This is a genomic window from Terriglobia bacterium (assembly GCA_020073495.1).
In the GTDB taxonomy this organism is placed as follows: Bacteria; Acidobacteriota; Terriglobia; order Terriglobales; family Acidobacteriaceae; genus JAIQFD01.
Genome location: JAIQFD010000003.1, coordinates 584,436 through 609,765 on the forward strand (window position 1 = coordinate 584,436; position 25,330 = coordinate 609,765).

Here is a 25,330-nt window from a genome sequence, read left to right on the forward strand (position 1 = left end):
CCGGCTGGACTACGGCTTCAGTGTCGGCCGAAGCACGATCTCGCTGGAGAACGATTGCGGCGCCTGCGTCACGATCATCGCCACCACGTGCGCCACGTCTCCCGGTTGCAGCATCTTTCCGGGGTCTTTTCCGGCGTGCGGGCTCAGCTCGGTCACCGTCGAACCCGGGCAGACCACCGACACCCGGATGTTATACGCCCGCAGCTCTTCCGCCACCGAGTACGTCAGCCCGTTCAGTCCCCACTTCGAGGCCGCATACGCCGCCCCGTTCGGCAGCGCGTTCTTCCCCGCGATGGAAGAGATGTTGATGATGTGCCCCGTCTTGGCGCGGATCATCATCGGCGCGAAGGCGCGGATGCAGTAGTACACGCCGCGCAGGTTGGTGTTCAGCACCGCGTCCCAGCTCTCGGGCGCGAGCTGGTGCAGCGGCCCGCCGAACCCGCCGACCCCCGCGTTGTTCACCAGGATGTCGGTCCGCCCGAAATCCTTCTCCACCTGCTGGGCGAGCTCCTCGACCGACCGCAGCTCGGTGACGTCGCAGGCCACCGTCACGGCCTCTCCTCCGGCCTTTCGTATGGCCCGTGCGGCAGCCTTGAGCCGCACTAGGTTGCGTCCGGCGAGTACGCTGACGGCGCCCAACTCGGCCAGCTTGCCCCCGATGGCGGCGCCGATCCCGCGTCCGCCTCCGGTTACGACCGTCACCTGTCCTGCTAGCGGCTTCCCATTTCGATAAGCCATTGATACGATCCCTCCCGGTGCTCAAAACCAGCGCCCCGCGCGGCTTTGGGGCGTCTTCGGCGCATCCAGCAAGGGCCCCGGATGCATCCCACTCCATGACAGACGGGCGACAACTCCAGCATGCAGCTTGCATCAGGTCGGCGGCATTCTTATAATCCCACCCTCTGTAATCTGCCCTGGCGTTGCGTCTCGGGCAGGTCGGCCCAAGGATATCCGGCAAACTCCGCTGTCCAGTTTGCCGGAAGGGCACGGGGAGCCGTACGACCCCTGCGTCCAGAGTGTACCGTCCTGGGAAATGGACGTCATCTTCGCCACTCTCCGTTGCCATTGAGGAGCACCGAATGAAGAAGTCGCTCGTCGCAATAGTCCTGGTACTCGTGGTTGGTGTTGCCGCTCAGGCCACACCGCTAGGGATGTCCGCCCCGTCCGGGCAGGCGGCTCAGCCAGGACAGACCACCCAGGCGCCCACTGCGCCCAAGAAAGAGATCAAGGACTCGGCCGAGTACAACGCTTACACCAGTGCTCTGAACGCTCCCGATCCTCAATCCAAGATTCAGGGCTTCGAGAACTTCGTCCGCCAGTTCCCCAACAGCGCTTTCAAAGAAGATGCGCTGGAGCAGTTGATGACTGCTTACCAGCAGTCCAACAACCTCCAGAAAACGATCGAGACTGGCAAAGCGATCCTGCAGGTCAATCCGGGTAACATTCGTGCTCTGGCGCTGCTGGCGTATTTTGCGCGCGCCTCGGCGGAGGCGGGTCAGAACCAGCAACAGAACATCGCCGATGCCCGCACCTTCGGTGAGCAGGGGCTGAAGGCAGTTCAGACGATGGCCAAGCCCGAGGGCGTTTCCGATGCGGATTTCCAAAAGCTGAAGACGCAGACCACCATCATCTTCAACGGCGCCGCGGGGTTTGCCGCTATGCAGACCAAGGACTACGCCACCGCCGCTAAGTTCCTCCAGGCGGCAGTGGAACTGGAGCCGCCCACCCCGGAGAGTCTGCATAACGTCTATCCGCTGGCCGTTGCCGATCTGGAGCAGAATCCGATGAACCCGACGGGCCTCTGGTATGTGGCCCGGGCCGCCGCCTACAGCAAGGCGAATCCCGCGGGCTTCACCGCGATCACCAAGTACGGCCGCGCCAAGTACATCAAGTTTCACGGCGGCGACGACGGATGGGACCAGCTCCTGGCCCAGGCCACAGCCGCAGCCAGCAATGCCGTCCCACAGGGCTTCGCGGTTCCTCCCGCGCCCAGCCCGGCCGAACAGGCTGCCAAGCTGGCCAGCACCGTCGATCCCAAGAAGATGGATTTCGGGCAGTGGGAACTGGTGCTGACCGCTGGCGACCCGGCTACTCAGGAGAAGGTCTGGTCGCAGATCAAGGGATTCGGGGTCCCATTCGCGGCCGTGGTGATCGAATCGACCAAGACGAAGCTCAGCCTTGCCGCCACCTCCGATGCCATCGAGCAGAAGCGCGCCGATGTCACCGTTACCATGACCGGTCCCATCCCGGCCACCATGATGTCGAAGATCGCAGTCGGTAAGGAAGTTCAGGTCATCGCCAAGCCCGACAGCTACACCCCCAAGCCGTTCATGATGCAAATGGTCGAGGGTCAGCTCATCGCCAAGAAGGAGCCCCCCAAGCCCGCACCCAAGAAGGGGACCACCAGCCGTCGGCGCCCGGCTAACTAAAGCGCTTCCGCAGCAAGTACAAAAGGCAGCCTGCAATGGCTGCCTTCTTTCTCTAGCTAGGAGCTAGCGGCTATCTCGCGATCTTCTTCTCCATTGCCACTGGGCGCGCGCTACGCGGAGGCCTCCGCACCCCGTTCCGCAGGCCGCGAACGTCGAGCTTCAGCTCGGCGATGGTTCGTGAAAGAGTATTGCGGTGCATGCCCAGCTCGCGAGCCGCCTTGCACTGGTTCCCCTGGTTCTCCTGCAGCACGGTCAGGATGAACCGTTTCTTGAATTCGCGCACGGCTTCCGAGTAAAGGATGCCGGTCTTGTACATCTGGCTGACGAGCGCTTCGAGCTGGTCCTTCACGACTTTCTCCTGACTATGATTGCCTCGGCTGCTTGGGCAGCGGTTATGGATGTTGTTTCCCGTTCTTCGGTTCGGTGGACTCGGGCTTGGCACGGCCGTTCCGCAGCACGTCCAGTCCCTCGCGGAACTTCCGCCGGATCTCCGCCGGTCCCAGCCAGCTCGCGCCCCGTCCTGCCACCAGAAAGTATCCGGCGAACTGCGAATCTCGCAGCGCGCGCGCCCCGGGATCGAACGCCGCCAGCGCCATCAGCACCACGGTGACGATCACCAGCCCGCGCACCAGTCCGAAGGCCGCTCCCAGCAGCCGGTCCACCCATCGCAGTCCGACCTCTTGCAGGGCCCAGCGAATGATCCGGCCGGCCATCCCCGCCACGATCATGACTGCGAACAGTATTGTCAAGAATCCTGCCAGGTCGGCGATCGCCTCCGTCTTCACGTACGGTGCGAACCACACGCCCACCCGGTGGTACCCCCAGGCGGCCGCCACGTATCCCAATATCGCCCCCGCCAGGGAGAAAATCTCTACAAAGAACCCTTGCGCCGCCGCCATCAGCACTGACAACGCGATGACGCCTACGATCGCCCAATCAGTCCCCGTCACCCGGTCCTCACTGGCAACTGGGAACTGACAACTGGCAACTGCTTCAAACGATCCACGGCGCCGCTTCGTCCAGATCCTTGCCCGTCAGCCTCCGATACGCCTCGCGGTACTTCTCGCTGGTCCTGCGGGCGACCTCTTCGGGCAGGGAAGGCGTCGGCGGCTGCTTGTTCCACTTGATCTCTTCCAGGTAGTCGCGGACGTACTGCTTGTCGAACGATTCCTGGCTCCTGCCCGGCAGGTACTTGTCTGCCGGCCAGAAACGCGACGAATCCGGCGTCAGCACCTCGTCTGCCAGCGTCACGCCCTGGGCTGTCTTGCCGAACTCGAACTTGGTGTCGGCGATGAGGATCCCTTTCCGGGCGGCGAATTCTGCCGCCGCCTTGTACACCTTCAGACTGATGTCCCGCAGTTGCGCGCTCAGCTTCGGCCCCGCACGCTGGCACATCTCCTCGAAGGAGATGTTCTCGTCGTGCCCGCTGGTCGCCTTGATCGCCGGAGTGAAGATCGGTTCCGGCAGTTTGTCGGACTCCTTCAACCCCGCCGTCAGCCTGATGCCGCACACTGTCCCGCCCTGCTTGTACTCTTTCCACGCCGAGCCGGAGATGTAGCCCCGCACCACGCACTCGATGGCGATCATGTCGGCGTGGATCACCTCCATCGAGCGTCCGCGCAGCTGCTCCGCGTAGGGCTTCAGGTTCGGCGGGTACTTTTCCACCTTCGCCGTCACCAGGTGGTTGGGCACGATGTCCTTCAGGAAGTCGAACCAGAACAGCGAGAGCTGCGTCAGCACAGCTCCTTTGTGCGGGATCCCTGTGCCCAGCACGTAATCGAAGGCCGAGATGCGGTCCGTGGCCACGAACAGCAGGTGCTCGTTGTCCACGCGGTAGATGTCCCGCACCTTCCCGCTGGCGTACATCTCCAGGTCCGGGAAGTCCGTCTGGAGCAGGGCTGGGTTGAGTGCTTGTTGAGTCACGGTCGGAAGCTTTTCGTTTGCTGGAACAGTCGCGTATTCTAATCGCCCGTCCGATTTTGTCAACGCGGCGGAAGGTCATGTGACCGTTGTCACAAAAGTTTTCTAGTGAAAAGATATTGACAGCGGAACAACTCTGCGAATCGCCCGTCCTGTGCGGGTCACCGAGCGCATAAAATTTCACACGGGCCGTCAAGAACAAAACCACAGATCTGCACGGATGGAACGGATTTGATTTTCCGATCCGCGCTCATCCGTGAAGATCCGTGGTCAGGTCTTTTTCTTGCCGGCGGCCGGCGACCGGCGGCTAGTTCGCCGCCGCCCGCATCCCCTCCGGTACGTTCTCCCCGAAGCGTACCGAGACCAGCTTCGACACCCCCGGCTCCTGCATGGTCACGCCGTACATCACCGGCGCCGACGCCATGGTTCTCTTGCTGTGCGTGATCAGGATGAACTGCGTCCGGATGCTCATCTCTTTCACCAGCTCGACGAAGCGCCCGATGTTGGCCTCGTCCAGCGGCGCGTCCACTTCGTCCAGGATGCAGAACGGGCTCGGCTGGTACTGGAAGATGCCCACCAGCAGTGCCAGCGCGGTCAGCGCCTTCTCTCCGCCGGACAGTAGCAGCACGTTCTGCAGCTTCTTGCCCGGAGGCGACGCCACCACGTCGATGCCGCTCTCGATCTGGTTCTCCTCGTCGGTCAGCCGCATGAATGCCTGCCCGCCGCCGAACAGCTTCTTGAAAGTTTCTCCGAAGTTCTCGTTGATCCTCTCGAACGCTTCCTGGAACTTCTGCCGCGAGAACGTCTCGATCTCCTTGATCGTATTCTGTGTGTTCTCGATGGACTCCAGCAGGTCCTTGCGCTGCGTGTCCAGGAACGCGTGTCGCTGCGCCGTCTCGTTGTATTCCTCCAGCGCCATCATGTTCACCGGGCCCATCGAGTCGAGCCTGTTCTTCATCTCGCGGTAGGCCTGCTCCTCGAAGGCCAGCGCCTCGCCCTCGACCTGCATGACGGCCGGATCCTCGCGCAACTGCTCCGGCGTGAGTCCCAGATCGTTGACCGAGGTTTCCAACAAGTATCCACGGTCGGCCTGGAGCTTCGCCGCCTGCGCCGAGATCTCGCCGCGCCGGTCGCGCGCCCCGTCCAGCGCCTGCCTTGCTTCTTTCAACTGCTGTTCGATCTCCGCCAGCCGCCCCCGTACCTCTTCCGACTCCGCCTGCAGTTCCAGGCTGCGCGTCTGCGCGGCCACGCCTTCATCGGCCAGCGCGACCAGTTGCTCCGCCAGTTGCGCATTCTCCTGCTCGCGATGTTGTTTTTCCGCGGCCGCCGACGCCATCTGCTCGCGCAGGCCCATCACCCGCACCTCGACGTCCGCCGCCATCGACTCGATGCGATGCAGGTTCGTCGCCGCCGCCGTGCGACGTTCCTCCAGCACGGCGACCTTCGACGCCATCTCCGACGCCGTCTGTGCCGCCGCATCCCGCGTCACCTTCAGCGTGACCACCGCCTCCTGCGCCGCCGTCATCTCCCCCTCCAGCGCCGCCCGGCGCTGCTCGTGCGCCGCCGCTTCGGTCCGCTTCTCGGAAGCCAGCTTCTCCTTCTCCGTACGCTCGCTGGCCACCCGATCGAGCTCCACCCGGTACGTGGTAAGCCGCTCCTGGATACGCACCAGCTCCGATTCGAGTTGTTGCAGCGCGTGCCCGGAGGTCAGCGCCAGCCGCTCCGCCTCGCGCTTGTCCTCCTCCAGCCGCTCCAGCAGGGCAGTGAGGTCCCGGATGTCGTGTGCCAGCCCGCCGACCCTCGCCTCTTCCTCGCGTAGCGCGTGTTCGGCCTCATCCAGGTGCCGCAGCACTTCGCGCAGTTCGCGCTTCATCGAGAGCGGTCCCTCGCTGCGCTGCTTGCCGCCGGTGACGGTCACGTTGTGGAAGCACTCGCCCGATCTCGACAGGAAGAACGCGTCCGGATTCTCCAGCGCCAGCTCCTTCGCCACGTTCGGGTCGGCGGTGATGTATCCGTTCCCCAGCTTGGGCAGGATCATCTCCAGGCTCTTGCCGAACCCGTTCAGCACCCGGATGCAGCTCTTCAGCGGCACGATCTCGGACTCGCGCCGCGGCGCGTGCCGCGTGCTCTCGTCCACCAGGAACGAGAACTTCGCCTGCGCGTCGTTGGGATGCACCAGGAAGGTCGCCCGTCCGCTCACGTCCGTGCGCAGCATCTGCAGGCCCGCGTCGGCCGCGTCCCACGACTTCACCACCACGTAGTTCAGCTCGTCGCGCAGGAAATCCTCGACCACGCGCTCGTAGCGGTCGTCGACCTCGAGGAAATCCGCCAGCACGCCCGCGGGCGCGAAGCCCGCGTTCAGCACCCCCGACTGGAACAGCCGTTTCACCGATTCCGTCGAATACCCGTGCTCCGCGATCACCGCCTCGAGCGATCCCTTTTTGCCCAGCAGCGTCGCGTATTCCGCGCGCAGCGCGTCTAGCCGCCTCTTCGACTCGGCCTCCGCTTCGCGCTTGACCTCGAGTTGCTGCCGCGCCTCACCGATCTGCTCGCGCAGCGCGTTGACCCGTTGTTGCACGCTCTCGAACTCCAGAGAAAGCTGCCCGCGCTGGCTGCCGAACGACTCCACCTGCGACATCGCCGCCGCCAGCTCCTGGTTCAGCCGCGTCGCCTCCCGCTCCAGCGCCGCGATGTGTTCTTCCGCCTGGGCGATCAGGTTGCGCACGTTCGACGCCGCCCCCACCGCCTCCAGCACCTGCATGCGCCGCTGTTCCTGCTGCCGCTCCACCTCCAGCAGCGCGCTCGACGCCGACGCCGCCTCCTGTTGCCGCAGCGTGGCCTCCTGCTGCGCTGCCGCCACTTCGCCCGCCGCGGACTCCAGCGTCGCCTGGTTCGCCTCCACCTCCGCCCGCAGCGACGTAAGCTGCGTGTCGGTGTGCGCGATCTCCGCTTCCGCCGCCGCCGACCTCGCCGCCAGCTCCGCGCAGCGCTCGTCGTTGGTCTTCTGCCTCTGCGTCGACCGGTCGATCTCCCGCCCGATCTCGTTCATGCGGTCGTTGTTGGCCCGCGCCTCGCCCGTGATCGCGTAGCCCCGCTGCGTGCGCTCCCCATGCTCCGCTTCCATCTGCTGTACCGACTCGCCCCGCGCGCGCATCTCTTCCGTCACCCGCTCCAGCTCGGCATTCAGCGATGCCAGCTCGCGCTCCATCTGCGCCGACTTGCTGGCCAGCACCACGCGCAGCTTGCCGCGCATCTCGTCGCGCAGGCGTGCATACCGCTCCGCCTTCGACGCTTGGCGCTTCAGCGAATTCATCTGCCGCGTGACTTCCTCGAAAATGTCGTTCACGCGCGCCAGGTTCAGCTTCGCCTCTTCCAGGCGCAGTTCCGCCAGCCGCTTCTTGGTCTTGAACTTGGTGATCCCGGCCGCTTCCTCGATGATCGCCCGCCGGTCGTGCGGCTTGCTCGACAGGATCTGCCCGATGCGCCCCTGCTCGATGATCGCGTACGACTCCGGACCCAGGCCCGTGCCCATGAAGATGTCCTGGATGTCGCGCAGCCGGCACAGCTTCCCGTTCAGCAGGTATTCGCTGTCGCCCGAGCGGAACAGCCGCCGCGTCACCACGATCTGCCCCTTCTTGAACTCGATGTTCCCGAACTTCCGCCGCCGTACCTTCAGGACGACCTGCGGCTCGGCGCCCGTCGCACCCTCTTGCGGGGCGCGGCCGCCCTCGGCCGCGTTTCCCTCGGCCGGGGAGGCAGCTTCCGAGCTCTCCGCCTGTGCATCCTGGCCCTGCCCCGTTTCGCTCGCCGCATCTCCTGCCTCCTGCCCGCTGCCGCCTGCCACCTCGATTTCTTGATGGGGCTGGATCTCCTCCGCGATGTGCGCCGTTTCCGCCGCCGCCTCCGCCCGGATCGCCGTTTCGTCCCAGTCTTCCTCCGGCATCTCGTCGCGGATCTCGATCTCCGGTTCTGCCGTGAGCTCCGCCGCGCCGCCCTCGTACGCCTCCGGATCGATCAGCGTCAGCGACACCTCGGCCATCCCGTTGGGCGAGCGCTCGCGCGTTCCCGCGAAGATGACGTCTTCCATGCGCGCGCCGCGCAGCGACTTCGCCGACTGCTCGCCTAGCACCCACATGATCGAGTCGGAGATGTTCGATTTCCCGCAACCGTTCGGCCCCACGATCGCGGCGATGCCGTCCCCGTGGAACTTCAGTTCGGTGCGGTCGCAGAACGACTTGAAGCCCAGGATTTGTAGTTTCTTGAGTTTCAGCAAAGTCCACTCCTTCAGGCTTGCTGCGGCCGTGGCTGGTCCACCGCGCAGGCTCCTCGGTGGCCCATGGTCGAGTCCCTCTCCCCCAGGCTGGATACGGCGGAGATCGTTAACTGCCCTGTACTCAGGCTCTTGTAGCCCAGCTGCTCTCGGCTGGGCTGAAGGGAACCTCTCGGCCCCCCTCGTTCTGCCCAATGTACCCGGATGGTTAACAGGGGTCAAGCACTAAAAGCCCAATATATTGTGGGTGATTGCTTGATGCCCCACCATGTTGCACACCTAATGATGCCGCTTCGCAAACCTCTCCTGGTGAGGGCTTAAAAGGAAGGGAAAACCGCGAGAGCAAGCCCGAGCCTAGCTCTATTTATGTGGAAAATCAAGCTTTTCAGCGCCAGCAGCGTAATTCCGTGATGTCATCCTGAGCGAGGTGCGCCTCGGGGCGCGCCGAGTCGAAGGAGCTCTACCTGGCAAAAGCATTTTCAGGTCTGTCATCCTGAGCGGCTTCAGCCGCGAAGGACCTCGGACCCAGTTTGCACTGCTAGGTTCGTGTATCGGCTTCTCCCAATGCGCTGACCCTGTGATCCTGAGCGCAGCGAAGGGACCCCTACCGCTGCGACATGGCTCGCATCACCGTGGAAGCCCACGCCTTCAGGCGTGGGTTCATTCGCATCGGAAAGGGTACGGCTTTAGCCGCGGTGATAACCGCCGAACTACTTCTGCATTCTTACTTCCGCAATCCTACTTGCTTTTCCATGGTGTCATCCTGAGCGCGGCGCGCCTCGGGGCGCGCCGCGTCGAAGGACCCCTACCCATTTCTTTAGGTGTCATCCTGAGCGAGGCACGGCCGCAGTCGCCGTGCCGAGTCGAAGAGCCTGCCCTGAGCGAAGTCGAAGGGACCCCTATCGAACCAGCGAAATGTTCCCTCCATGCCCTTCGTGTCGACCTTCGTGTCCTTTGTGGTGAGCTTTTCCCGCACAAAACAAGTCGGCAGCCGCCATTTGCTGACGACTGCCGACTGACGACTGACGACTGCCTTACTGCTCCCCCACCCTCTGGAAGAACCGGATGATGCTCTCGATCCCGCGATAGAAGTTCGGGATGTGGAACTTCTCATTGGGCGCGTGCAGGTTGTCGTCCGGCAGGCCCATGCCCATCATGATCGAAGGGATCTTCAGCACCTTCTCGAAGTCGGTCACGATCGGGATCGACCCGCCCGAGCGGATGAACACCGTGTCCTTCTTGAACACGTCGTGCATAGCGTCCACCGACGCCTTCACGAAGCGGTTGTCGGTGCCCACCACGATCGCTTCGCCCTTGGAGTGCACCTTGACGTTGATCTCGATGCCTTTGGGCGTGTGCTTCTTGATGAATGCCAGGTACCGCTTCAGGATGTCGTCCGGGTCCTGGTCCGGAACCATGCGCATCGAGACCTTCGCCGACGCCTTCGCCGGGATCACGGTCTTCGCTCCCGGCGCAGTGAACCCGCCGGGCATGCCGTGCACTTCCAGGGTTGGACGCGCCCACGTCCGGTAGAGCACCGAGTAGCCGGGCTCGCCGGTCAGCACCTTCGAGCCGACCTCGGTCTTGCGGTAGTGCTCTTCGTTGAAGGGCAGGCGCTTCCACGCCTTCAGTTCGTCCTTGCTCGGCGCCTTCACGTCTTTGTAGAAGCCGGGGATCAGGATCTTGCCCTTCTTGTCCTTCATCTTGCTGATCATCTCGATCAGCGCGAACAGCGGGTTGGGCGCCGCTCCGCCGTACATGCCGGAGTGCAGGTCGGTCATCGCGCCCTTGGCCTCGATCTCGGTGTACACCAGCCCGCGCAGCCCCACGCACAGGGTCGGCAGGTCGGGCGCGAACAGCTCGGTGTCGGTCACCAGGGCGAAGTCCGCCTCCAGCTTCTTCTTGTTCTTGCGGACGTAGTCGGCGATCGACTCGCCGCCCACCTCTTCCTCGCCCTCGATGATTACCTTCACGTTGATGGGCATGCGGCCGTTGCCCGCCTTCATCAGCGCCTCAAATGCCTTGAGCTGCATCCAGAGCTGGCCTTTGTCGTCCACCGCACCGCGCGCGTAGATGTTGTTGTTGCGCACCGTGGGGTCGAACGGCGGAGAGATCCACTCGTCCAACGGCTCCGCCGGCTGCACGTCGTAGTGCGCGTAACACAGCACGGTGGGCTTGCCGCTGGCGTGCATCCAGTCGGCGTAGATCAGCGGATGGCCCTGGGTGGGGATGATCTCGACGTTTTCGAAGCCGATGCGCTTCAGGTCGTTGGCCACGAACTCCGCCGCCCGGCGGATGTCGCCTTTGTGCTCTTCCAGCGTGCTGATGCTTGGGATGCGGAGCAGGTCTTTTAATTCGTTAAGAAACCGGTCCTGGTTCTGTCTTGCGAAATCGATTGCGGGGGTCGCCATACGGTTGCTCCCTTGAGTGGTGATCAAAACTCAGAAGTATATACCCCGCCCAATCGCGACCGCCAGGAACCCGGCGGAGCTACTTTTGCATTCTCACTTCTGCGATCTGACTTTGTTTCCTGGTGTCATCCTGAGCGAGGCGCGCAGCGCCGAGTCGAAGGTTCCCCCTCCTTGGCGCGAGTGTTTTCAGGTCTGTCATCCTGAGCGGCTTCAGCCGCGAAGGACCTCGGACCCCGTTTGCACTGCTAGGTTCGTGTATCGGTTTCTCCCAGATCGTTGACCCTGTGATTCTGATCGCAGCGAAGGGACCCCTACCGCTGCGACGTGGCTGGCATCACCGTGGAAGCCCACGCCTTCAGGCGTGGGTTCATTCGTATCTGATGAGACACGGCTTTAGCCGCGGTGATGAACGCGCGAACTACTTCTGCATTCTTACTTCTGCAATCTGACTTGCTATTCCCGGTGTCATCCCGAGCGAGGCGCGCAGCGCCGAGTCGAAGAGCCTGCCCTGAGTGCAGCGAAGGGACCCCTACCTCCAGCGTCTCGGCAGTTTGAAATCACAAATCGCAAATCGAAAATTCTCGCCCACAACCTACGACTCACCTCCGTACCTCTCCAGCTGCTCCTTCAACCTTGCGTTCCCGAACTTCGCCCCGTACTCCGCGTGCTCCCGCGCTCTCTCCATGTCGCCATCGGCGACGTACATCTCCCCCAGCGCCACATGCGCATCCGCCAACGACGGCTTCAACTCAAGCGCCTTCAGTAACTCGAGCCGCGCTTCCTCTCGTTTGAATTGCACGCGATAGAGCTGCCCCAGGTGGTAATGCCCCTCCGCCCACGACGGGTCTTTCTCCAGCGCCGCCTTCTGCTCGGCGATGTGGCGCTCTGTGTCGCCATCGAGCATCTGGTCCATGATGCGCCGTGCGAACGAATCGCTCATTTCTCCGCCACAATTACCGTGTAAGTCAGCTCCCCCGACCGGTACGCGTCCAGGATACTGTCGATCCCGCCCACGAAGTCGCGGGCCGATTCCGAGAGCAGGCTGACTACGGGTTTTGCCGCATGCGCCGTCCGCCGGCAGATCTCCCAGGTCTGTACCACCTGCGCCGAGAGGTCTTCGCAGCGACGGATGCGCATGCCGGCGGCCTCGATCGCCGCCTGGTAATGCGTCGCCGTCCACAGCTCGGGGCAGAGGAACGCCCGCGCTACCTCGCGAACTCGTGAGCTGGTCATCGCTCCCGTCCACGCCGCCAGCAGCAGCTTCCCGCCGGGCCGCAGTGTTATTGCGACGTTCGCGAGATACCGCGTTTTGTCCTGAAAGTGCTCCGAGGACTCCATCGTCCACACCAGGTCGAAGGCTGAGGCCGGGTATTCGTAGGTTTCCGCATCCTGCATGACGAAGGTGGTCGTATCGGCAGCGTCGGCGAACTTCGCATTCTGCCGAGCCAGCCGTGCCTGCTTCTCGCTGAGGGTCAGCCCCAGCACTCGGCAATCGCACTTCCTTGCCAGCCGGATCGCCGTCCCGCCGTGTCCGCAGCCCACGTCCAGCACGTTGCTGCCTCCGGGGTTCACCAGCGCGATGCAATAGTCCAAAAGATTGACCTGTGCCTGTTCCGGCGTCTCCCCCGCGTGCACGAAAAGGCCGTGATGGATATGGTCGCCCCAGAATGTGCGGTAGATGAAAGCCAGCGAGTCGTAGTGCTCGCGGATCGCAGCCGTGGTGACCATCAGCCGAACCTCGCAGGCGAGAATGCTTCGAGAGCGAAATCGCTCCCCTTGCCGCGCACCAATTGTGCCATGACGCGCGCCGTGACGGGAGTCACACCGATTCGTCCTTCTGAACTGCGTACTGAGTACCGAGTACTTGGTTTTGCGCTACAATGGCGCGCTCTTAGGGGAGCCGCTCCCTCGGCTGCATCCTTTGAGGTCGGACGAGCATCAATCTTCTCGCTATCATTATCATTAAGGAGAACCATGGCAGACCGCACTCATAACGATTCCAATGAGCAGCGCGTGCTCCCCGTCCTGCCCGTGCGCGACACCGTCCTGTTCCCGCACGCCGTGCTGCCTCTGACCGTGGGCCGCGACAGCTCGGTGCAGTTGATCAACTCCCTGGGCGAGGAGAAGACCATCATTGTGGTGGCGCAGCGCGAAGCTCGCGTCGACACCCCCCAGCCCGTGGACCTCTACTCCACCGGCACCCTGGCCACCGTCCACAAGGTCGTCAAGATGCCCAACCAGAGCCTGTTCGTCTTCACCGAAGGCCTGGACCGCGTGCATCTCCAGGAATACATGCAGTTGACCCCCTTCATGAGGGCCACCTTCGAGATCCTGCCCCAGCCCGGCGCGCAGAAGAACCCCGAGGAAGAGGCCCTGCAGCGCAACGTGCTTTCGCTGTTCCAGCAGATCGTCGCTGGCTCTCCCACTCTCTCCGACGAGCTCCAGACCGTGGCCATGAACATCGACGATCCCGGCCGGCTCGTGGATTTCGTCGCCAGCTCGCTGCCTTCTCTCGCCACCAAGGACAAGCAGGACCTGCTGGAGACCACCGACGTCCGCGCTCGTCTGGAAAAGATCAACCGTCACCTGACCAAGGAACTCGAAGTCCAGCATCTCCGCAACAAGATCCAGTCCGAGGTCCAGGACCAGGTCCAGCAAACCCAGCGCGAATATTACCTAAGGGAGCAGATGAAGGCGATCCAGAAGGAACTGGGGGAGCAGGACGAGAATGCGAGGGATGTTGAGGAATTAAGGCAGAAGATCGAAGCGGCGGGCATGCCGGAGGAAGTGAAGAAAGAAGCATTAAAGGAACTCAACCGGCTGTCGCGCATGTCGCCCATGGCGGCCGACTACTCGGTCACGCGCACCTACGTGGAGTGGCTGGCGATCCTTCCCTGGTCGAAGTCGTCCGGGGTGACCGAGATCGACATCCCCAAGGCCAAAGACATCCTGGACCAGGACCACTACGACCTGCAGAAGGTGAAGGACCGCATCCTCGACTACCTGTCGGTGCGGCGCCTGAAGCCGAACATGAAGGGGCCGATCCTGTGCTTCGTGGGGCCCCCGGGCGTGGGCAAGACGTCTCTGGGCAAGTCCATCGCGCGCTCGCTGGGGCGCAAGTTCGTGCGCCTGTCGCTGGGCGGGGTGCACGACGAAGCGGAGATCCGCGGCCACCGGCGCACCTACATCGGGGCGCTGCCGGGACAGATCATCCAGGGCATCCGCCGCGCGGAGACCAACGACCCCGTCTTCATGCTGGACGAGGTGGACAAGCTGGGGCGCGACTTCCGCGGCGATCCCGCGTCGGCGCTGCTGGAGACGCTCGACCCCGAGCAGAACAATACCTTCCGCGACAACTACCTCGACGTGCCCTTCGACCTGTCGAAGGTGCTGTTCATCACCACCGCCAACATGCTCGACCCGGTGCCCGAGCCGCTGCGCGACCGCATGGAGATCATCGAGCTCCAGGGCTACACCGAGAACGAGAAGGTGCACATCGCCGAGCGTTACCTGGTGCCGCGGCAGATCGAGGAGAACGGTCTGACCACGGAGCTGATCGAGTTCCCGGAGCAGGCCATCCGGCACATCATCCGGCACTACACGCGCGAGGCGGGGGTACGCAACGTCGAGCGCGAGATCGGGAGCCTCTGCCGCAAGCAGGCGCGCCGCATCGCGGAAGGGAAGACGGAAAAGCTGGTGGTCACCCCGGATGCGATCAAGAACATGCTGGGCGGCATCAAGATCCGCATCGACACCGAGATCGCGGAGCGCACCAAGCGCGCCGGGGTCGCGGTCGGACTGGCCTGGACGCCCACCGGCGGCGACATCCTATTCGTCGAGGCCAACAAGATGTCGGGCAAGGGGGGCTTCACCATGACCGGGCAGATCGGCCAAGTGATGCAGGAGTCCATGCAGGCGGCGCTCACCTGGGTGCGGTCGAATTCCGACAAGCTCAAGATCTCCGACGAGTTCTTCAAGGACCACGATCTGCACATCCACGTGCCCGCGGGCGCCATCCCCAAGGACGGCCCCTCGGCGGGCGTGACCATGGCCACGACGCTGGTGTCGCTGCTGACCGACCGCCGGGTGCGTCCGCTCACCGCCATGACGGGCGAGATCACGCTGAGCGGCAATGTACTGCCGGTGGGCGGCATCAAGGAAAAGGTGCTGGCGGCCAAGCGCGCCGGCGTGCACGACATCATCCTGCCGGCGGAGAACCGCATGAACGTCGAGGAAGACCTGACGCCGGACCAGCTCGAAGGGGTCACCATTCACTACGTCACCACCATCGACGAAGTGCTGGGAATCGCCCTGCCCACGACGCCGCACGAAGAGCGCAAGGACGCCGAGGAGCGGGAGCGGGTGCTCACGCAGGTGCAGTAGCTGGTAGCTAGTAGCTAGTAGTTAGTAGCTAGGGAAGACCAACGGCGCGGCGGAAGCCGCGCCAACTATTGGGTCGAGCAGTTGCCTCCTGCGGTTGACCTCGAACTGGACCCTTCAGCAGCGTGCAATAAGAAAGCCGCCCTGCGGGGCGGCTTGTGAGCGCTGAGGTCAAGGGTCAGCTGAGCAGCTTACGGCGCAGCACGCCCGCCAGGCCAAGCAGGCCGCTTCCAAACAGGACCAGCGTGCCCGGTTCCGGAACGGTGTCATTCACCTGGAATGCCGGCACCACGCCCTGCTGGGCGCTTCCGGCGAGGTAGACGGTTCCGAGGGTATGGTTTTCATTCCACATCCACGCGTCCCAAACTTCCGGCGGGGCCGAGCCGATCAGCCAATAGGTTGCGTTGCTCAGCACAAACCCGGCCGAATTCAGAGTTAGCAGCGTGCCGTTCGGGCTGCCGATATCTGGCACGCCTCCCAGGGTCCAGTCTTCCATCAGTGTTCCGGGAGCTCCCGCAATATCGGTATACAGCGAGATGGTCACCGGTCCGCTGTCGAGACCAAAGTGCAGCAGAGCCACTTGGATGTTCAGGAGTGTGTGGGACCCAGAAACGCTGAAGGCAGCGCCCGGCGCCCAGTCAGGGTTACCGATGGTCCATCCGGTATTTGGGTCATATGTCCCGCCGGGTCCCAGATTGGAGAAGATCACGTCCGCATGACTGAGAGGCGCGAGCAACAACAGTCCCAGGCACACACACGAGAATATAAGAATTTTCTTCATGACGGTCCTCTTGGTGCGGGCCCCCGGTTGCCTATCTGGGGCCAGAGAAACAATTACGCCTTCCATGCTGCATTTTCCTGGCCATCGACACAGGAAACTTGAAGCGGGCAACGCTCGGAGGCTCAGTGAGTTGAGAGGGCAGCGAAGAGGGCGCTGAATTTCGGGAGTGCGCACTCCGGAAAAAAAGTTAAAAAAGGTGCAGCAAAACTGCAAAGAGATGCGGACTGGGCCGCGCCTCAGTACCTAGTACCAAGTATCAAGTACCCAGTACTCGGACGGCGTCCGCCGCGCCGCTCCCAATTCTGAATGGAAAATCTGGAGTGGCAGACGTTTGCAGTTTTAGTGCAGACATTTGTCTTCACATCCTGCGATTGCGGAATCTGGATGATGTTGAGCCGCAGAAACTTACCGCACGTAATTCCTGGTCACCGGCGTGCAAGAGATACCGACAGAAGGGAGGTACGCCGAAATGCGCAATCTCCGTGGAGTTCTCCTTCTGTTGTGTGTCTGTACGCTGAGTGTTGGAGCCGCGGCCGACACGATCGTTGGCAATTTCAACCTGGATGCCTCTCTCAACCCCGTCGCGAGCCAGGGGACCGTCACGTTCACGCTGAATGGTGACGGAACGATCGCTGCGACCGTGACTATCACCAACGGCGCCAATATCTGGGGCTTTGGATATGACTCGGTGGTCGTGGACCTGCCAGAATCGAATTTTTCGCCGACGCCGCCTGAGAATGCGTCCGGATGGTTCGATCCCTTTGGCTACAATTACTCTGGATTCTACTGCCCCGCTTGCGGTGCGACCGAGAGCTTCATCATCGGCAATTCGGGTGACTTCGCATCGGTTTTTGGAGCCTTGGGTGGTGGCTACTCCTCCGTTGATTTCTACCTCCTCGATTCCAACGGTAATGACTGGGGAGGGAATGCAGTGCCGGAACCTGGCAGCATGGCGCTACTCGGCAGTGGCCTGTTCGGTCTGGCGGGCGTGCTGCGCCGCAAGCTGCGGAAATAGGCTCTTGTAGATTTCTAGGCCGCCCACGCGGGCGGCTTTTTTGTTGGAGGAAAGGACTCAGTACTCAGTACCCGGAAAAAACTTATTTGAATAATCAGACAGTCAGGTAGAAAGCGCTTGGTACTGAGTGCGGGAGTATTCATCGTTCGGCCACCTCGTTGCAAGCGTGTGTCCGGGCAATGGCGAGGGCCGGGTATTTAGTATGGCCATTGTTCAGCCACAAACCGTTTATGTGGACGACAGCGGGACGGAACCAAATGCTCGCATCGTTGTTGCGGCGTTCTGTGTCTCCCCGGTGCGTAAGTGGAAGCAATTTGAAGCCGCGTGGATTGCTGCCGAAGATACGTACGGGTTCAAAGAATTTCACATGACCGAATTTGCTGGGTGCCGACGCGGAGCATGGTGCCGAGATTGTCTAAGTGGCAAGACCGACGCAACTCAACATCCGTGGCGCGACTGGTCAAACACCAAGCGACACAACCTGCTCACCGAACTCTTGAGGATCGTTTGTAAGTACACTCAACAGGGGTTCGGAATCGCATTCACCAAAGAGGAAATTGATGGGCACGTTCAGAATCCCCGACTCCAGGAATTAGCTCCAGGCGCATTCGGGAGGCAGCATTTCACATTCGCTGCAACGACCTGCGGGGGAGAGCTGGCGAAATGGCGAGCGAAGCAGGCTGAATTTCCGCCAATCAAGTTCGTCTTCGACCTGTGCAACGAGGAACAGAAACTAGAAATAGCGAAGGCGTTTGTTGCGGAAAACCAAGTGAAGCCACGCATCGCAGATGGCGTAGAGCACTGGTTCGATGTGGATGGCAATGGCATTTCATTCGAGAGTCGGAAAAAGACTCGCCAATTACTCTCGGCGGATATGCTTGCATGGGTGACAGCTAAGATTCGCGCTGCCGCACTTTTTCCTACGACCTTCCGACGACGCGGTGGTTGGGGAAAAGAAGTCAGCATGGTCGCGTTCAAGTTCGTGGATAGCGGCAAGCTCAATATCGGTTACAACACTGAGGCGTCATTGCGCGATTGGCTGGATCGCGAGATTAAGTTTTGGGAGCAGCATGAAGCACAAGAATGAATTCGAGAAATTCGATGAAACAATGTAGAGGTTAGTAAGGGTCCGCATAGTGAGATAGCGGCCAAACTAGGAACACGGTCAACATCGCGGCGATTGTAACGGAACACTCGTCCATCCAGATGACGAAGCAAATGGAACGCGGCGGATGGCCCACCCCTTTCACACCATACAAGTCTGGGTGCCCCGTCCTTTGCTGCGCCGGCGTTGCGCAGCTAAGGGTGGGGGAGAAGACCTCAGGGGCTAAAGCCCCAAATATTCTGGGCCCTCTATTCGCGGGTCTAAAGACCCGCACTACCTCAGTACCTCAGGGGCTAAAGCCCGCCCCTTTGATGGCCCGCTACGGCACGGCTAAAGCCGTGCCCCTTCCCCTCACTATGGGCCGAGATTCGCGGGTCGCCGGCCTGCACTACCTCAGTCGTCCCTACAGGACTCTCATCGCACTGCCCCCCACCCGGCACTAAAGTGCCGGGCTACTCTCAGTTGCCCCTTCGGGGCAGGCGGCCGGGCGTGACATCGACCCACTCGACATCGGCGCAGGTGGCCGGGATCGCCGGGAACGGAGCCTCCGGGGCTGAAGCCCACGAAATCTATCTGTCCGTGTCCGCAGGACCCACGGCCTGCACTACCTCACGGAGATCACTCTCGCATGGTCCGCTTTCTGCACGTCCGAGGGCCTGCCCGGCCAGCCCCAAGGCCTTGTTCCAGAACCAGAACAGAAATCAACATTCTGCGCCGCGGGGCAATTTCGGGCGTAGTTGTAAGAACATGCCGGCGCCGGAGAAAACCGGGAGCCAGTCGCCGACGGCGGTGGTGGTTCCACTGGCGGTGGCATTGATCGGCACTCTGGGCTTGATCGTGAGCGCCATCGTGCAGAGGCCGCACCCCCAGCCTCCACGCCCCTCCGGAAGCATCACCGCGCCCCTGCCGGGGCAGCGAGTGTCTGCGATCGTGGGCGTGGAAGGCAAGCTCTCCGGCATTCCCGGCCAGCACCACGTGTGGCTGGCCGTCCAGGTGGGGAATTCGCTTTGGCCGAAAGAGCCCGAGGTCCCCCACCGTCACCAGCACTGGCGGCGCGAGATCGTGGAGGCAGGGCTGCCCAGAGAAGGAAAGTTCTCCCTGGTGCTGATCATGGTGGGCCCCAAGGGACAGGCCGACATCGAGCAGTGGGTGCAGCGCGGTCACCGCACCAATGACTGGCCCGGACTCACTCAGGTCACGGACGGGGAACAATTGGCCGTGGTCGGTGACCTTCAAGTGGAAAGTCGCTAGTGTCGGTTCGGCGCGCGGCGCGCCGGAATCGCCGGAACCAGAAATCGCCGGGATCGCCGCAATCGCCCCTTCGACTACCCCTTCGACTTCGCTCAGGGCTCGCCTTCGCGTCGCTCAGGCTCGGCTAAAACCAGGACAGGCTCAATCGCCGAGATCGCCGAAATCGGAGCCTCAGGGGCTGAAGCCCTAGTTTTCACTCGGGGCCGTCAATTGCAGGCCTAAAGGCCTGCTCCACCCGTCCGCACAAGCAGGTCCCTCAGGGTTGAAACCCTTCGGGATGACATTCGGGAGGGGGCGGCTCGATTCATTTCACGTCGGCGCAGGCGGGCCATCGGGGGATCGGCGGATCGGGGGAGCTGGGAATCGGGGGAGCTGGGAATCGCCGAGATCGCCGAGAACGCCGGGATCGCCGGGACCTGAGAATCGCCGAGATCGCCGGGAGCGGAGCCTCAGGGGCTGAGGCTATCGCCGGGATCGCCGCCATCGCCCCTTCGACTAAGCTCAGGGCAGGCTCCATCACCGGGATCGGAGGGATCCACCCAGGTCACGTCGGCGCAGGCGTTGATGTTGAAGCGGCCGGGCTGGCGGAGAAGATGCCAGGCCTCGCGGTAGGGGGCGTACTTGTTATCGCGATGGTGGCCACGGGGGTCGAGGGTGACGGTCGAGGTGGCGATCACGGGAGGAAAATCGGACAGTGTACGAACGGTGTATGGGCCATGTCCCTTGGGCAGCTTTTCGGGGCGCGAGGCGGGCGGTAAAGTCTTGCCCATGGCTCATTTCCCCAAGCCTCATCCATATCAGCGTTCCCCACGATTCAAAGTCCCGACCCCCGTGCAGATGGTGTTCGTGCACGGCGCCGGCCACCAGACGCGCGGGCGCCTACAGGTGTTTTCCGACACCGGCGGATGCGCCGGCATCGAGTCGCAATTGGCGCCGGGCACCCTGGCCCATCTTCAGGTGCGCACCTCCGCCGGCACGGTCAGCGCCATCGCCGAGATGCTGCGCCCGGTGGACGCCGCCCGCCAGCCCTTTCGCTTCATTGCCATGGACGAGACGGATTTCAGCCGGCTTAAGACACTGGTGGCGCGCTAGAAAAGCACGAACGAGAAGTGAATCAGACACCCGCGACGCTTTGCTCCAGGCGGAGCAGAAAATCATTGGCGGAATCCGGCCGCCGCGCTCGGTCACCGGCAAAGGCGGCGGTGAAGAATCCGTCGAGCGCGACAGGCGCGCCGGGGAGCGTCTCGCGGAGCGGCCGGTAGTTGCCGGCAAGCACCGCGGCGTGCACCCCGGCGATAGTGGAAGCGCCAAAGGGATGCACTCCGGTCAGCATTTCGTAGGCGATGACGGCCAGCGCCCACAGGTCCCACGCCGGCTCCACCAGTTCGCCGCGCAACTGTTCGGGGCACATGTACTGGGCGGTGCCGAGCAGGACACCGTCTCCGGTGTCGGCGGTGGCCAGGGCGCTGTTGGCGGCCTGCGAAAGCAGCTTGGCGACGCCGAAATCCAGCACCTTGGGGACGTCGCCGCCCGGAGTGCGTGCGAGGAAGATGTTTTCCGGCTTCAAGTCTCGATGGACGAGGCCACGCTTGTGGGCGGCTTCCACGGCAGCGCAGACGCCGCGGAGGATCTCCAGCGCGCGCGCCGTCGGCAAGCGACCGCCGTGCAGCAACTGCTGGCGCAAGTTCTGGCCGACGAGTAATTCCATCACCAGGAACGCGCCCCGGCCGCTCTCGATGCCGAAATCGTGGATGGCTACCAGGTTGGGATGGGAGACGGAGGCCGACATGCGGGATTCCCGGCGAAAGCGCTCGGCGGCTTCGGGATTGGCGATCAGGTCCTCGCGCAGCATCTTGACGGCGACGTCGCGCTCGAGGGCGGTGTCGGCGGCGCGGTAGACGGTGCCCATGCCGCCGCGTCCCAGACGCTTTTCGAGGCGATACCGCCCAGCCAGCATGCGCGGGAAGGGCATGGGCGTGAGCTGGGCGCCGTCGCCGGCGCAGCGATAGGTTCCCGAGTCGTAACAGGTCCCGCACTCGGTGCACTCGCCGTAGGCAGCCCGCGCCGGCCCCGGCGTGGGACGCTCCAGCAGCATCGCGAGCGCCCCCGCGATGGCAAGGAGCAGCTCCAGGTCTTCCGCCGTGTACGGTTCTTCCGACCTCTTGGGGCCGAAGGCAAGCAAAGCCTCGGTGGCGTCGGCCGTCAGAGCCACCGGGACCAATAACTCGATGCGAGCTTCCCGCAGGAAGTCGGTCTCGTCGTGGGGCAGTTGTGCGCGCAGCCAGCCGGTGTCGGATGCGGAAGCGTGCATCGGCTTGCCCAGCAGGCGCATCAGGCCGATGAGCTTGCTGTTGGCGTCGACGCCGGTGACGGCAGCGCCCGATGGGGCCGCGGCCACGCAGCGGTAGCGCGGTTCTCCGGGCGCGCGCACCAGCAGGGCGGCGAATTCGGGATGCAGCGCCGACTCGATGCGGGCCACCGCGCGGGGCGCTTCCTCCTCCAGGCTGCCCGCTTTGCGGATCTCCTCCACCAGCTCGCGCAGCATCTGCTGCGCGTTGTAGCGCTCGCGAAAGAAACGGCGGTCGAGCGCCTGCATCCAGCTTTGGCGTTTCACGTGCCCGACGGCCGCGAGGACGCCCAGCATGGCATAGGGCCAGCCGCGCTGCGACATCAGCGCGCCCACGGTCTGGTCTTTGTGCAGGACGAGGTCGAGCACCAGCACGGCGGCGCACACTGGCAGCAGGTACAACAGCACGCCGCGCGCCACGGCATATTGCAGGCCCTGGCGGATCATCACGCGGATGTCGAAGAGCCGGTGTTTGAGGATGGCGTAGGCAAAACACACCGGGAATGCCAGGGTCAGAGTGGGGATCAGAATCTGTATGTCGGTGCGGGTCCAGAAAGCGGTCGCGAAGGTGGCGAGCGGGAAACCCGCGAAGAATGAGCCGACGCTGATGATAGCTCCCGCCATCAGGAGGCGGACGCGGCGGCGCTCGTTGACGTCGCTGCGGCGGTAGTTCCAGACGAGACAGCCGAGGCCCGCGACCACGTACCCGCCTGCAATCACTAGCCCGCCGACGAAGACGGTTCGCAGCCGCGCAGAGGGCATATCGATCTGCATGTGTTGTGGAGCAAACAGCACGCCGAACTTTGCGGCCGCTCCAAAAAGAAAAAAGATGGCGCCCGGAGCGCAGGCCAATGCCCAGTGGAGGGGACGGGAAAATACCTTGCGGGGGAACACGGCGAAGAACAGGAAGGCCAGGAACCACCACGCTCCGTTGGACAGCACGTCGGGGATAAAGAAACTCGCCTGCATGGGCAGGGGGAGTTGCCGCCACACGAGCGCGCCGCCGATCACGACCGGTTCGTACTCACAGGCGAATGAAGCCAGGAATAGGGCCCCAAGGCGGGCAGTCAAGTCCATCGGCCGGCTGAACACGACGAACAACGCCAGAATGAACTGGACAACACTGACCAGCAGCCAGATCAGCCGGGGGGCGCGTTGCGATGGGGTGAGAGTGGAATAGCGCCGTGGGATCACCAGAGTGGCGTGGGCCGTTGCGCCGTTTCGTGTGAATTCGGCGGGCACCGGGGCGGAGCAATCGAGATTCCAGTTTGCAACTAGAAATTCGGCAAAGTTCCGGACGCGGTAGCCTCCCAGGGTGAGCAGGCGGTCTCCCGACCTGATACCGGCGACCTCGGCCGGACTGCCCGGGAAGACCCTGCCGATGACGCCGTGTTCGTCGGCGCCCGGATCGGGGGTTATACCGGTCGTGCGCCAGCCGAAAAACTCGAAATAGCCGAAGTTCAGACAGAAGTAGCCGAGGAACACGACGGCGCAGGCGTAGATCCACCACGGGGCGCGCGGGCGGGAAGCCATGGGCCGTGGGCCTCCTGGGCCTGAAGGTTGGCAGATTATACGTCCGGCGGACTCCTTCCACCTCGTTGGAGCCCGAACGGGGTACTGTCGTTTCCAGTCGGGGCCGGGAGCGTTGGCAATCCCGCGAACTGCTGCATCCTGGGCGGAGAGAGAGCCTGAGGGCTGACGGCAGACTGGGGATGGCTGTATGCTCTCAAAATGCAGGTCCGGGTCCTGTTCTTCGGCATGCTGAAGGAGCTGGTGGGGCGTTCCAGCGAGTCACTGGAGCTGCCCGAGGGCTCCACTCTCGCCGACCTGCTGGCGGCCTATGAGGAACAGGCGCCGAAACTGAAAGAGTTCCGGTCCTCGGTCGCACTCTCCGTCAATCAGGAATACGCGCCGCCGGCCACACCCTTGAAGGACGGCGACGAAGTGGCGCTGCTGCCCCCGGTCAGCGGGGGATCCGCACCGCAGCCTGCCGGAGCCTGGGTCGCTATCGTGCGGGAGAAGATCGATGTAGCCGGCCTGTCGGAGGGTATCCGGCGGCCCGAGGACGGCGCGGTGGCCGTCTTCGAGGGCGTGGTGCGCAACCAGACCCGCGGCCGCCGCACCCTCTACCTGGACTATGAGGCCTACGAGAGCATGGCGCTGAAACAGCTACAGGGCCTGGCGGACGAGGCGCTGCAGCGCTTCGCGGTGCGCGACGTGGCCATCGTGCACCGACTGGGGAAGCTGGAGCTGGGTGAGACCAGCGTGGCCATCGCGGTCGCCTCCGCCCACCGCGGCCCCGCCTTCGACGCCTGCCGCTGGCTCATCGACACGCTGAAGACCACTGTACCCATCTGGAAGAAGGAATATTTCGAGGATGGGGCTGTTTGGGCGGACGGCGAGCCGTTCCCGGAAGAAATCCGCGCCGGGCGCGGAGCGAAGGCCGGGCAGCGTGCATCCAAGTGAAGTGATTAGTTCCCCAATGAAACTGCTTTGGACCACCGTCCTTGTCTTGTCGTGTGCCGCGGCCTGGGCGCAGGCGTTCGCCCCGGTGCAGGCGCCCGAGCAGAAGATCCCGACCTTCAGGGCCGAGGTCAAGCTGGTCAACGTGTACGTGACCGTGGTGGACCGCAACGGCGCGCCCGTGGGCGGGCTGACGCAGGACGACTTCGAGATCTTCGAGGACGGCGTGGCGCAGAAGACGGCGGTGTTCGCCAAGGAGTCGGAGCTGCCCCTGTCCATCATCCTGGCGCTGGACACCAGCCTGAGCACGCGCAAGGACCTGAAGCTGGAGCTGGATTCGGCGCACGGATTCGTCCGCTCCATCCTGCGGCCGGTGGACGCGCTCTCCCTCTACCAGTTCGCCGAAGAGACCGAAGAACTGGTGCCCTTTACCTCCGACATCAGCCGCATCGACCGCGGGCTGAAGCGGGCGCACATCGGGTCGGCGACGGCGATGTACGACGCCATTTTCCTGGCCTCACGCGCGCTCTCCCGGCGCCAGGGGCGCAAGGTGATGGTGGTGATCACCGACGGCGGCGACACCATCAGCCGAGTGGATTACGCCGAGGCGCTGCGCGCGGCCCAGATCGCCGACACCATCGTGTACAGCATCATCGACGTCCCCATCGAGGCCAGCGCTGGACGCAACACCGGCGGCGAGCATGCGCTCATGCAGTTGGCCACCGATACCGGCGGCAAATTCTATTATGAGAATTCGCCGGAGGAGTTGAATCGCGCCTTTCGCCAGGTGAGCGAAGAGCTGCGCACGCAATACCTGCTGGGCTACTATCCGGTGAAGCGGCTGGCCGACTCCGACTACCGGCGTATCGAGGTGCGTCTGAAGGCCGACGCCGGCCCGCGCTTCGCCGGCCTGCGCCCCCGCCACCGCGCCGGATACTACACCTCCAAGGCGGAGTGA

The 25,330-nt window shown here is 63.3% G+C and carries 19 protein-coding genes; 8 read left to right on the forward strand and 11 right to left on the reverse strand.

The features are described from left to right. Positions 1-9 precede the first annotated feature (9 nt). Positions 10-738 (reverse strand): SDR family oxidoreductase, encoded by a 729-nt coding sequence (locus tag LAN37_09935; GenBank protein ID MBZ5647530.1) that lies wholly within the window; start codon positions 736-738, stop codon positions 10-12. A 341-nt stretch (positions 739-1,079) separates the two neighbouring features. Here LAN37_09935 and LAN37_09940 point away from each other — a divergent pair, with 341 nt between their 5' ends. Continuing rightward, positions 1,080-2,429, forward strand: coding sequence for a hypothetical protein (locus tag LAN37_09940; protein MBZ5647531.1), 1,350 nt, complete (start codon positions 1,080-1,082; stop codon positions 2,427-2,429). A 70-nt stretch (positions 2,430-2,499) separates the two neighbouring features. Here LAN37_09940 and LAN37_09945 read toward each other — a convergent pair whose 3' ends face one another. From LAN37_09945 to LAN37_09975, 7 genes are all read right to left on the reverse strand, one after another. Further along, the gene (locus tag LAN37_09945; protein MBZ5647532.1) at positions 2,500-2,778 is read right to left on the reverse strand and encodes a histidine kinase; all 279 of its coding nucleotides are present in this window, start codon (positions 2,776-2,778) and stop codon (positions 2,500-2,502) included. Between the two features lie 43 nt (positions 2,779-2,821). Continuing rightward, entirely contained in the window at positions 2,822-3,379 is a 558-nt protein-coding gene (locus LAN37_09950; protein ID MBZ5647533.1) for a CvpA family protein, read from the reverse strand. A gap of 43 nt (positions 3,380-3,422) precedes the next feature. Further along, positions 3,423-4,295, reverse strand: a complete 873-nt coding sequence (locus LAN37_09955; GenBank protein MBZ5647534.1) for a phosphoribosylaminoimidazolesuccinocarboxamide synthase — start codon at positions 4,293-4,295, stop codon at positions 3,423-3,425. A 361-nt stretch (positions 4,296-4,656) separates the two neighbouring features. Then, on the reverse strand, positions 4,657-8,622 hold the full coding sequence (gene smc, locus LAN37_09960) for a chromosome segregation protein SMC (protein ID MBZ5647535.1): 3,966 nt from the start codon (positions 8,620-8,622) through the stop codon (positions 4,657-4,659). A gap of 1,031 nt (positions 8,623-9,653) precedes the next feature. Next, positions 9,654-11,030 (reverse strand): dipeptidase, encoded by a 1,377-nt coding sequence (locus tag LAN37_09965; GenBank protein MBZ5647536.1) that lies wholly within the window; start codon positions 11,028-11,030, stop codon positions 9,654-9,656. Positions 11,031-11,622: 592 nt separating this feature from the next. After that, positions 11,623-11,970: a tetratricopeptide repeat protein gene (locus LAN37_09970; GenBank protein ID MBZ5647537.1), complete on the reverse strand. Its 348-nt coding sequence runs from the start codon at positions 11,968-11,970 to the stop codon at positions 11,623-11,625. Next, on the reverse strand, positions 11,967-12,758 hold the full coding sequence (locus LAN37_09975; GenBank protein ID MBZ5647538.1) for a class I SAM-dependent methyltransferase: 792 nt from the start codon (positions 12,756-12,758) through the stop codon (positions 11,967-11,969). Before LAN37_09975 ends, LAN37_09970 begins: the two co-directional genes overlap by 4 nt. A 246-nt stretch (positions 12,759-13,004) precedes the next feature. On the opposite strand from LAN37_09975, the gene lon reads away from it, so the two are divergent. Further along, the gene (gene lon, locus LAN37_09980) at positions 13,005-15,413 is read left to right on the forward strand and encodes an endopeptidase La (GenBank protein ID MBZ5647539.1); all 2,409 of its coding nucleotides are present in this window, start codon (positions 13,005-13,007) and stop codon (positions 15,411-15,413) included. Between the two features lie 175 nt (positions 15,414-15,588). Here lon and LAN37_09985 read toward each other — a convergent pair whose 3' ends face one another. Next, complete coding sequence (locus tag LAN37_09985) at positions 15,589-16,191, reverse strand: PEP-CTERM sorting domain-containing protein (GenBank protein ID MBZ5647540.1); 603 nt, start codon at positions 16,189-16,191, stop codon at positions 15,589-15,591. A gap of 469 nt (positions 16,192-16,660) precedes the next feature. Here LAN37_09985 and LAN37_09990 point away from each other — a divergent pair, with 469 nt between their 5' ends. The 3 genes from LAN37_09990 (at position 16,661) to LAN37_10000 (ending at position 19,562) form a co-directional block, all read left to right on the forward strand. Continuing rightward, positions 16,661-17,206, forward strand: a complete 546-nt coding sequence (locus tag LAN37_09990; GenBank protein ID MBZ5647541.1) for a PEP-CTERM sorting domain-containing protein — start codon at positions 16,661-16,663, stop codon at positions 17,204-17,206. Positions 17,207-17,408: 202 nt separating this feature from the next. Continuing rightward, a complete protein-coding gene (locus tag LAN37_09995) occupies positions 17,409-18,293 on the forward strand; it encodes a hypothetical protein (GenBank protein ID MBZ5647542.1) in 885 nt (294 codons plus the stop codon). 765 nt (positions 18,294-19,058) lie between these two features. After that, entirely contained in the window at positions 19,059-19,562 is a 504-nt protein-coding gene (locus LAN37_10000; GenBank protein ID MBZ5647543.1) for a hypothetical protein, read from the forward strand. A 449-nt stretch (positions 19,563-20,011) separates the two neighbouring features. Here the strand turns inward: LAN37_10000 and LAN37_10005 are convergent, their stop codons facing one another. Further along, complete coding sequence (locus tag LAN37_10005) at positions 20,012-20,332, reverse strand: hypothetical protein (GenBank protein MBZ5647544.1); 321 nt, start codon at positions 20,330-20,332, stop codon at positions 20,012-20,014. A 61-nt stretch (positions 20,333-20,393) separates the two neighbouring features. Here LAN37_10005 and LAN37_10010 point away from each other — a divergent pair, with 61 nt between their 5' ends. Beyond that, positions 20,394-20,654, forward strand: a complete 261-nt coding sequence (locus tag LAN37_10010) for a hypothetical protein (GenBank protein MBZ5647545.1) — start codon at positions 20,394-20,396, stop codon at positions 20,652-20,654. 22 nt (positions 20,655-20,676) lie between these two features. Here LAN37_10010 and LAN37_10015 read toward each other — a convergent pair whose 3' ends face one another. After that, complete coding sequence (locus LAN37_10015; protein MBZ5647546.1) at positions 20,677-23,442, reverse strand: protein kinase; 2,766 nt, start codon at positions 23,440-23,442, stop codon at positions 20,677-20,679. Positions 23,443-23,640: 198 nt separating this feature from the next. On the opposite strand from LAN37_10015, the gene moaD reads away from it, so the two are divergent. Together moaD and LAN37_10025 are read left to right on the forward strand one after the other, a co-directional pair. Beyond that, on the forward strand, positions 23,641-24,375 hold the full coding sequence (moaD, locus tag LAN37_10020) for a molybdopterin converting factor subunit 1 (GenBank protein ID MBZ5647547.1): 735 nt from the start codon (positions 23,641-23,643) through the stop codon (positions 24,373-24,375). Between the two features lie 16 nt (positions 24,376-24,391). Continuing rightward, positions 24,392-25,330 (forward strand): VWA domain-containing protein, encoded by a 939-nt coding sequence (locus LAN37_10025; GenBank protein MBZ5647548.1) that lies wholly within the window; start codon positions 24,392-24,394, stop codon positions 25,328-25,330.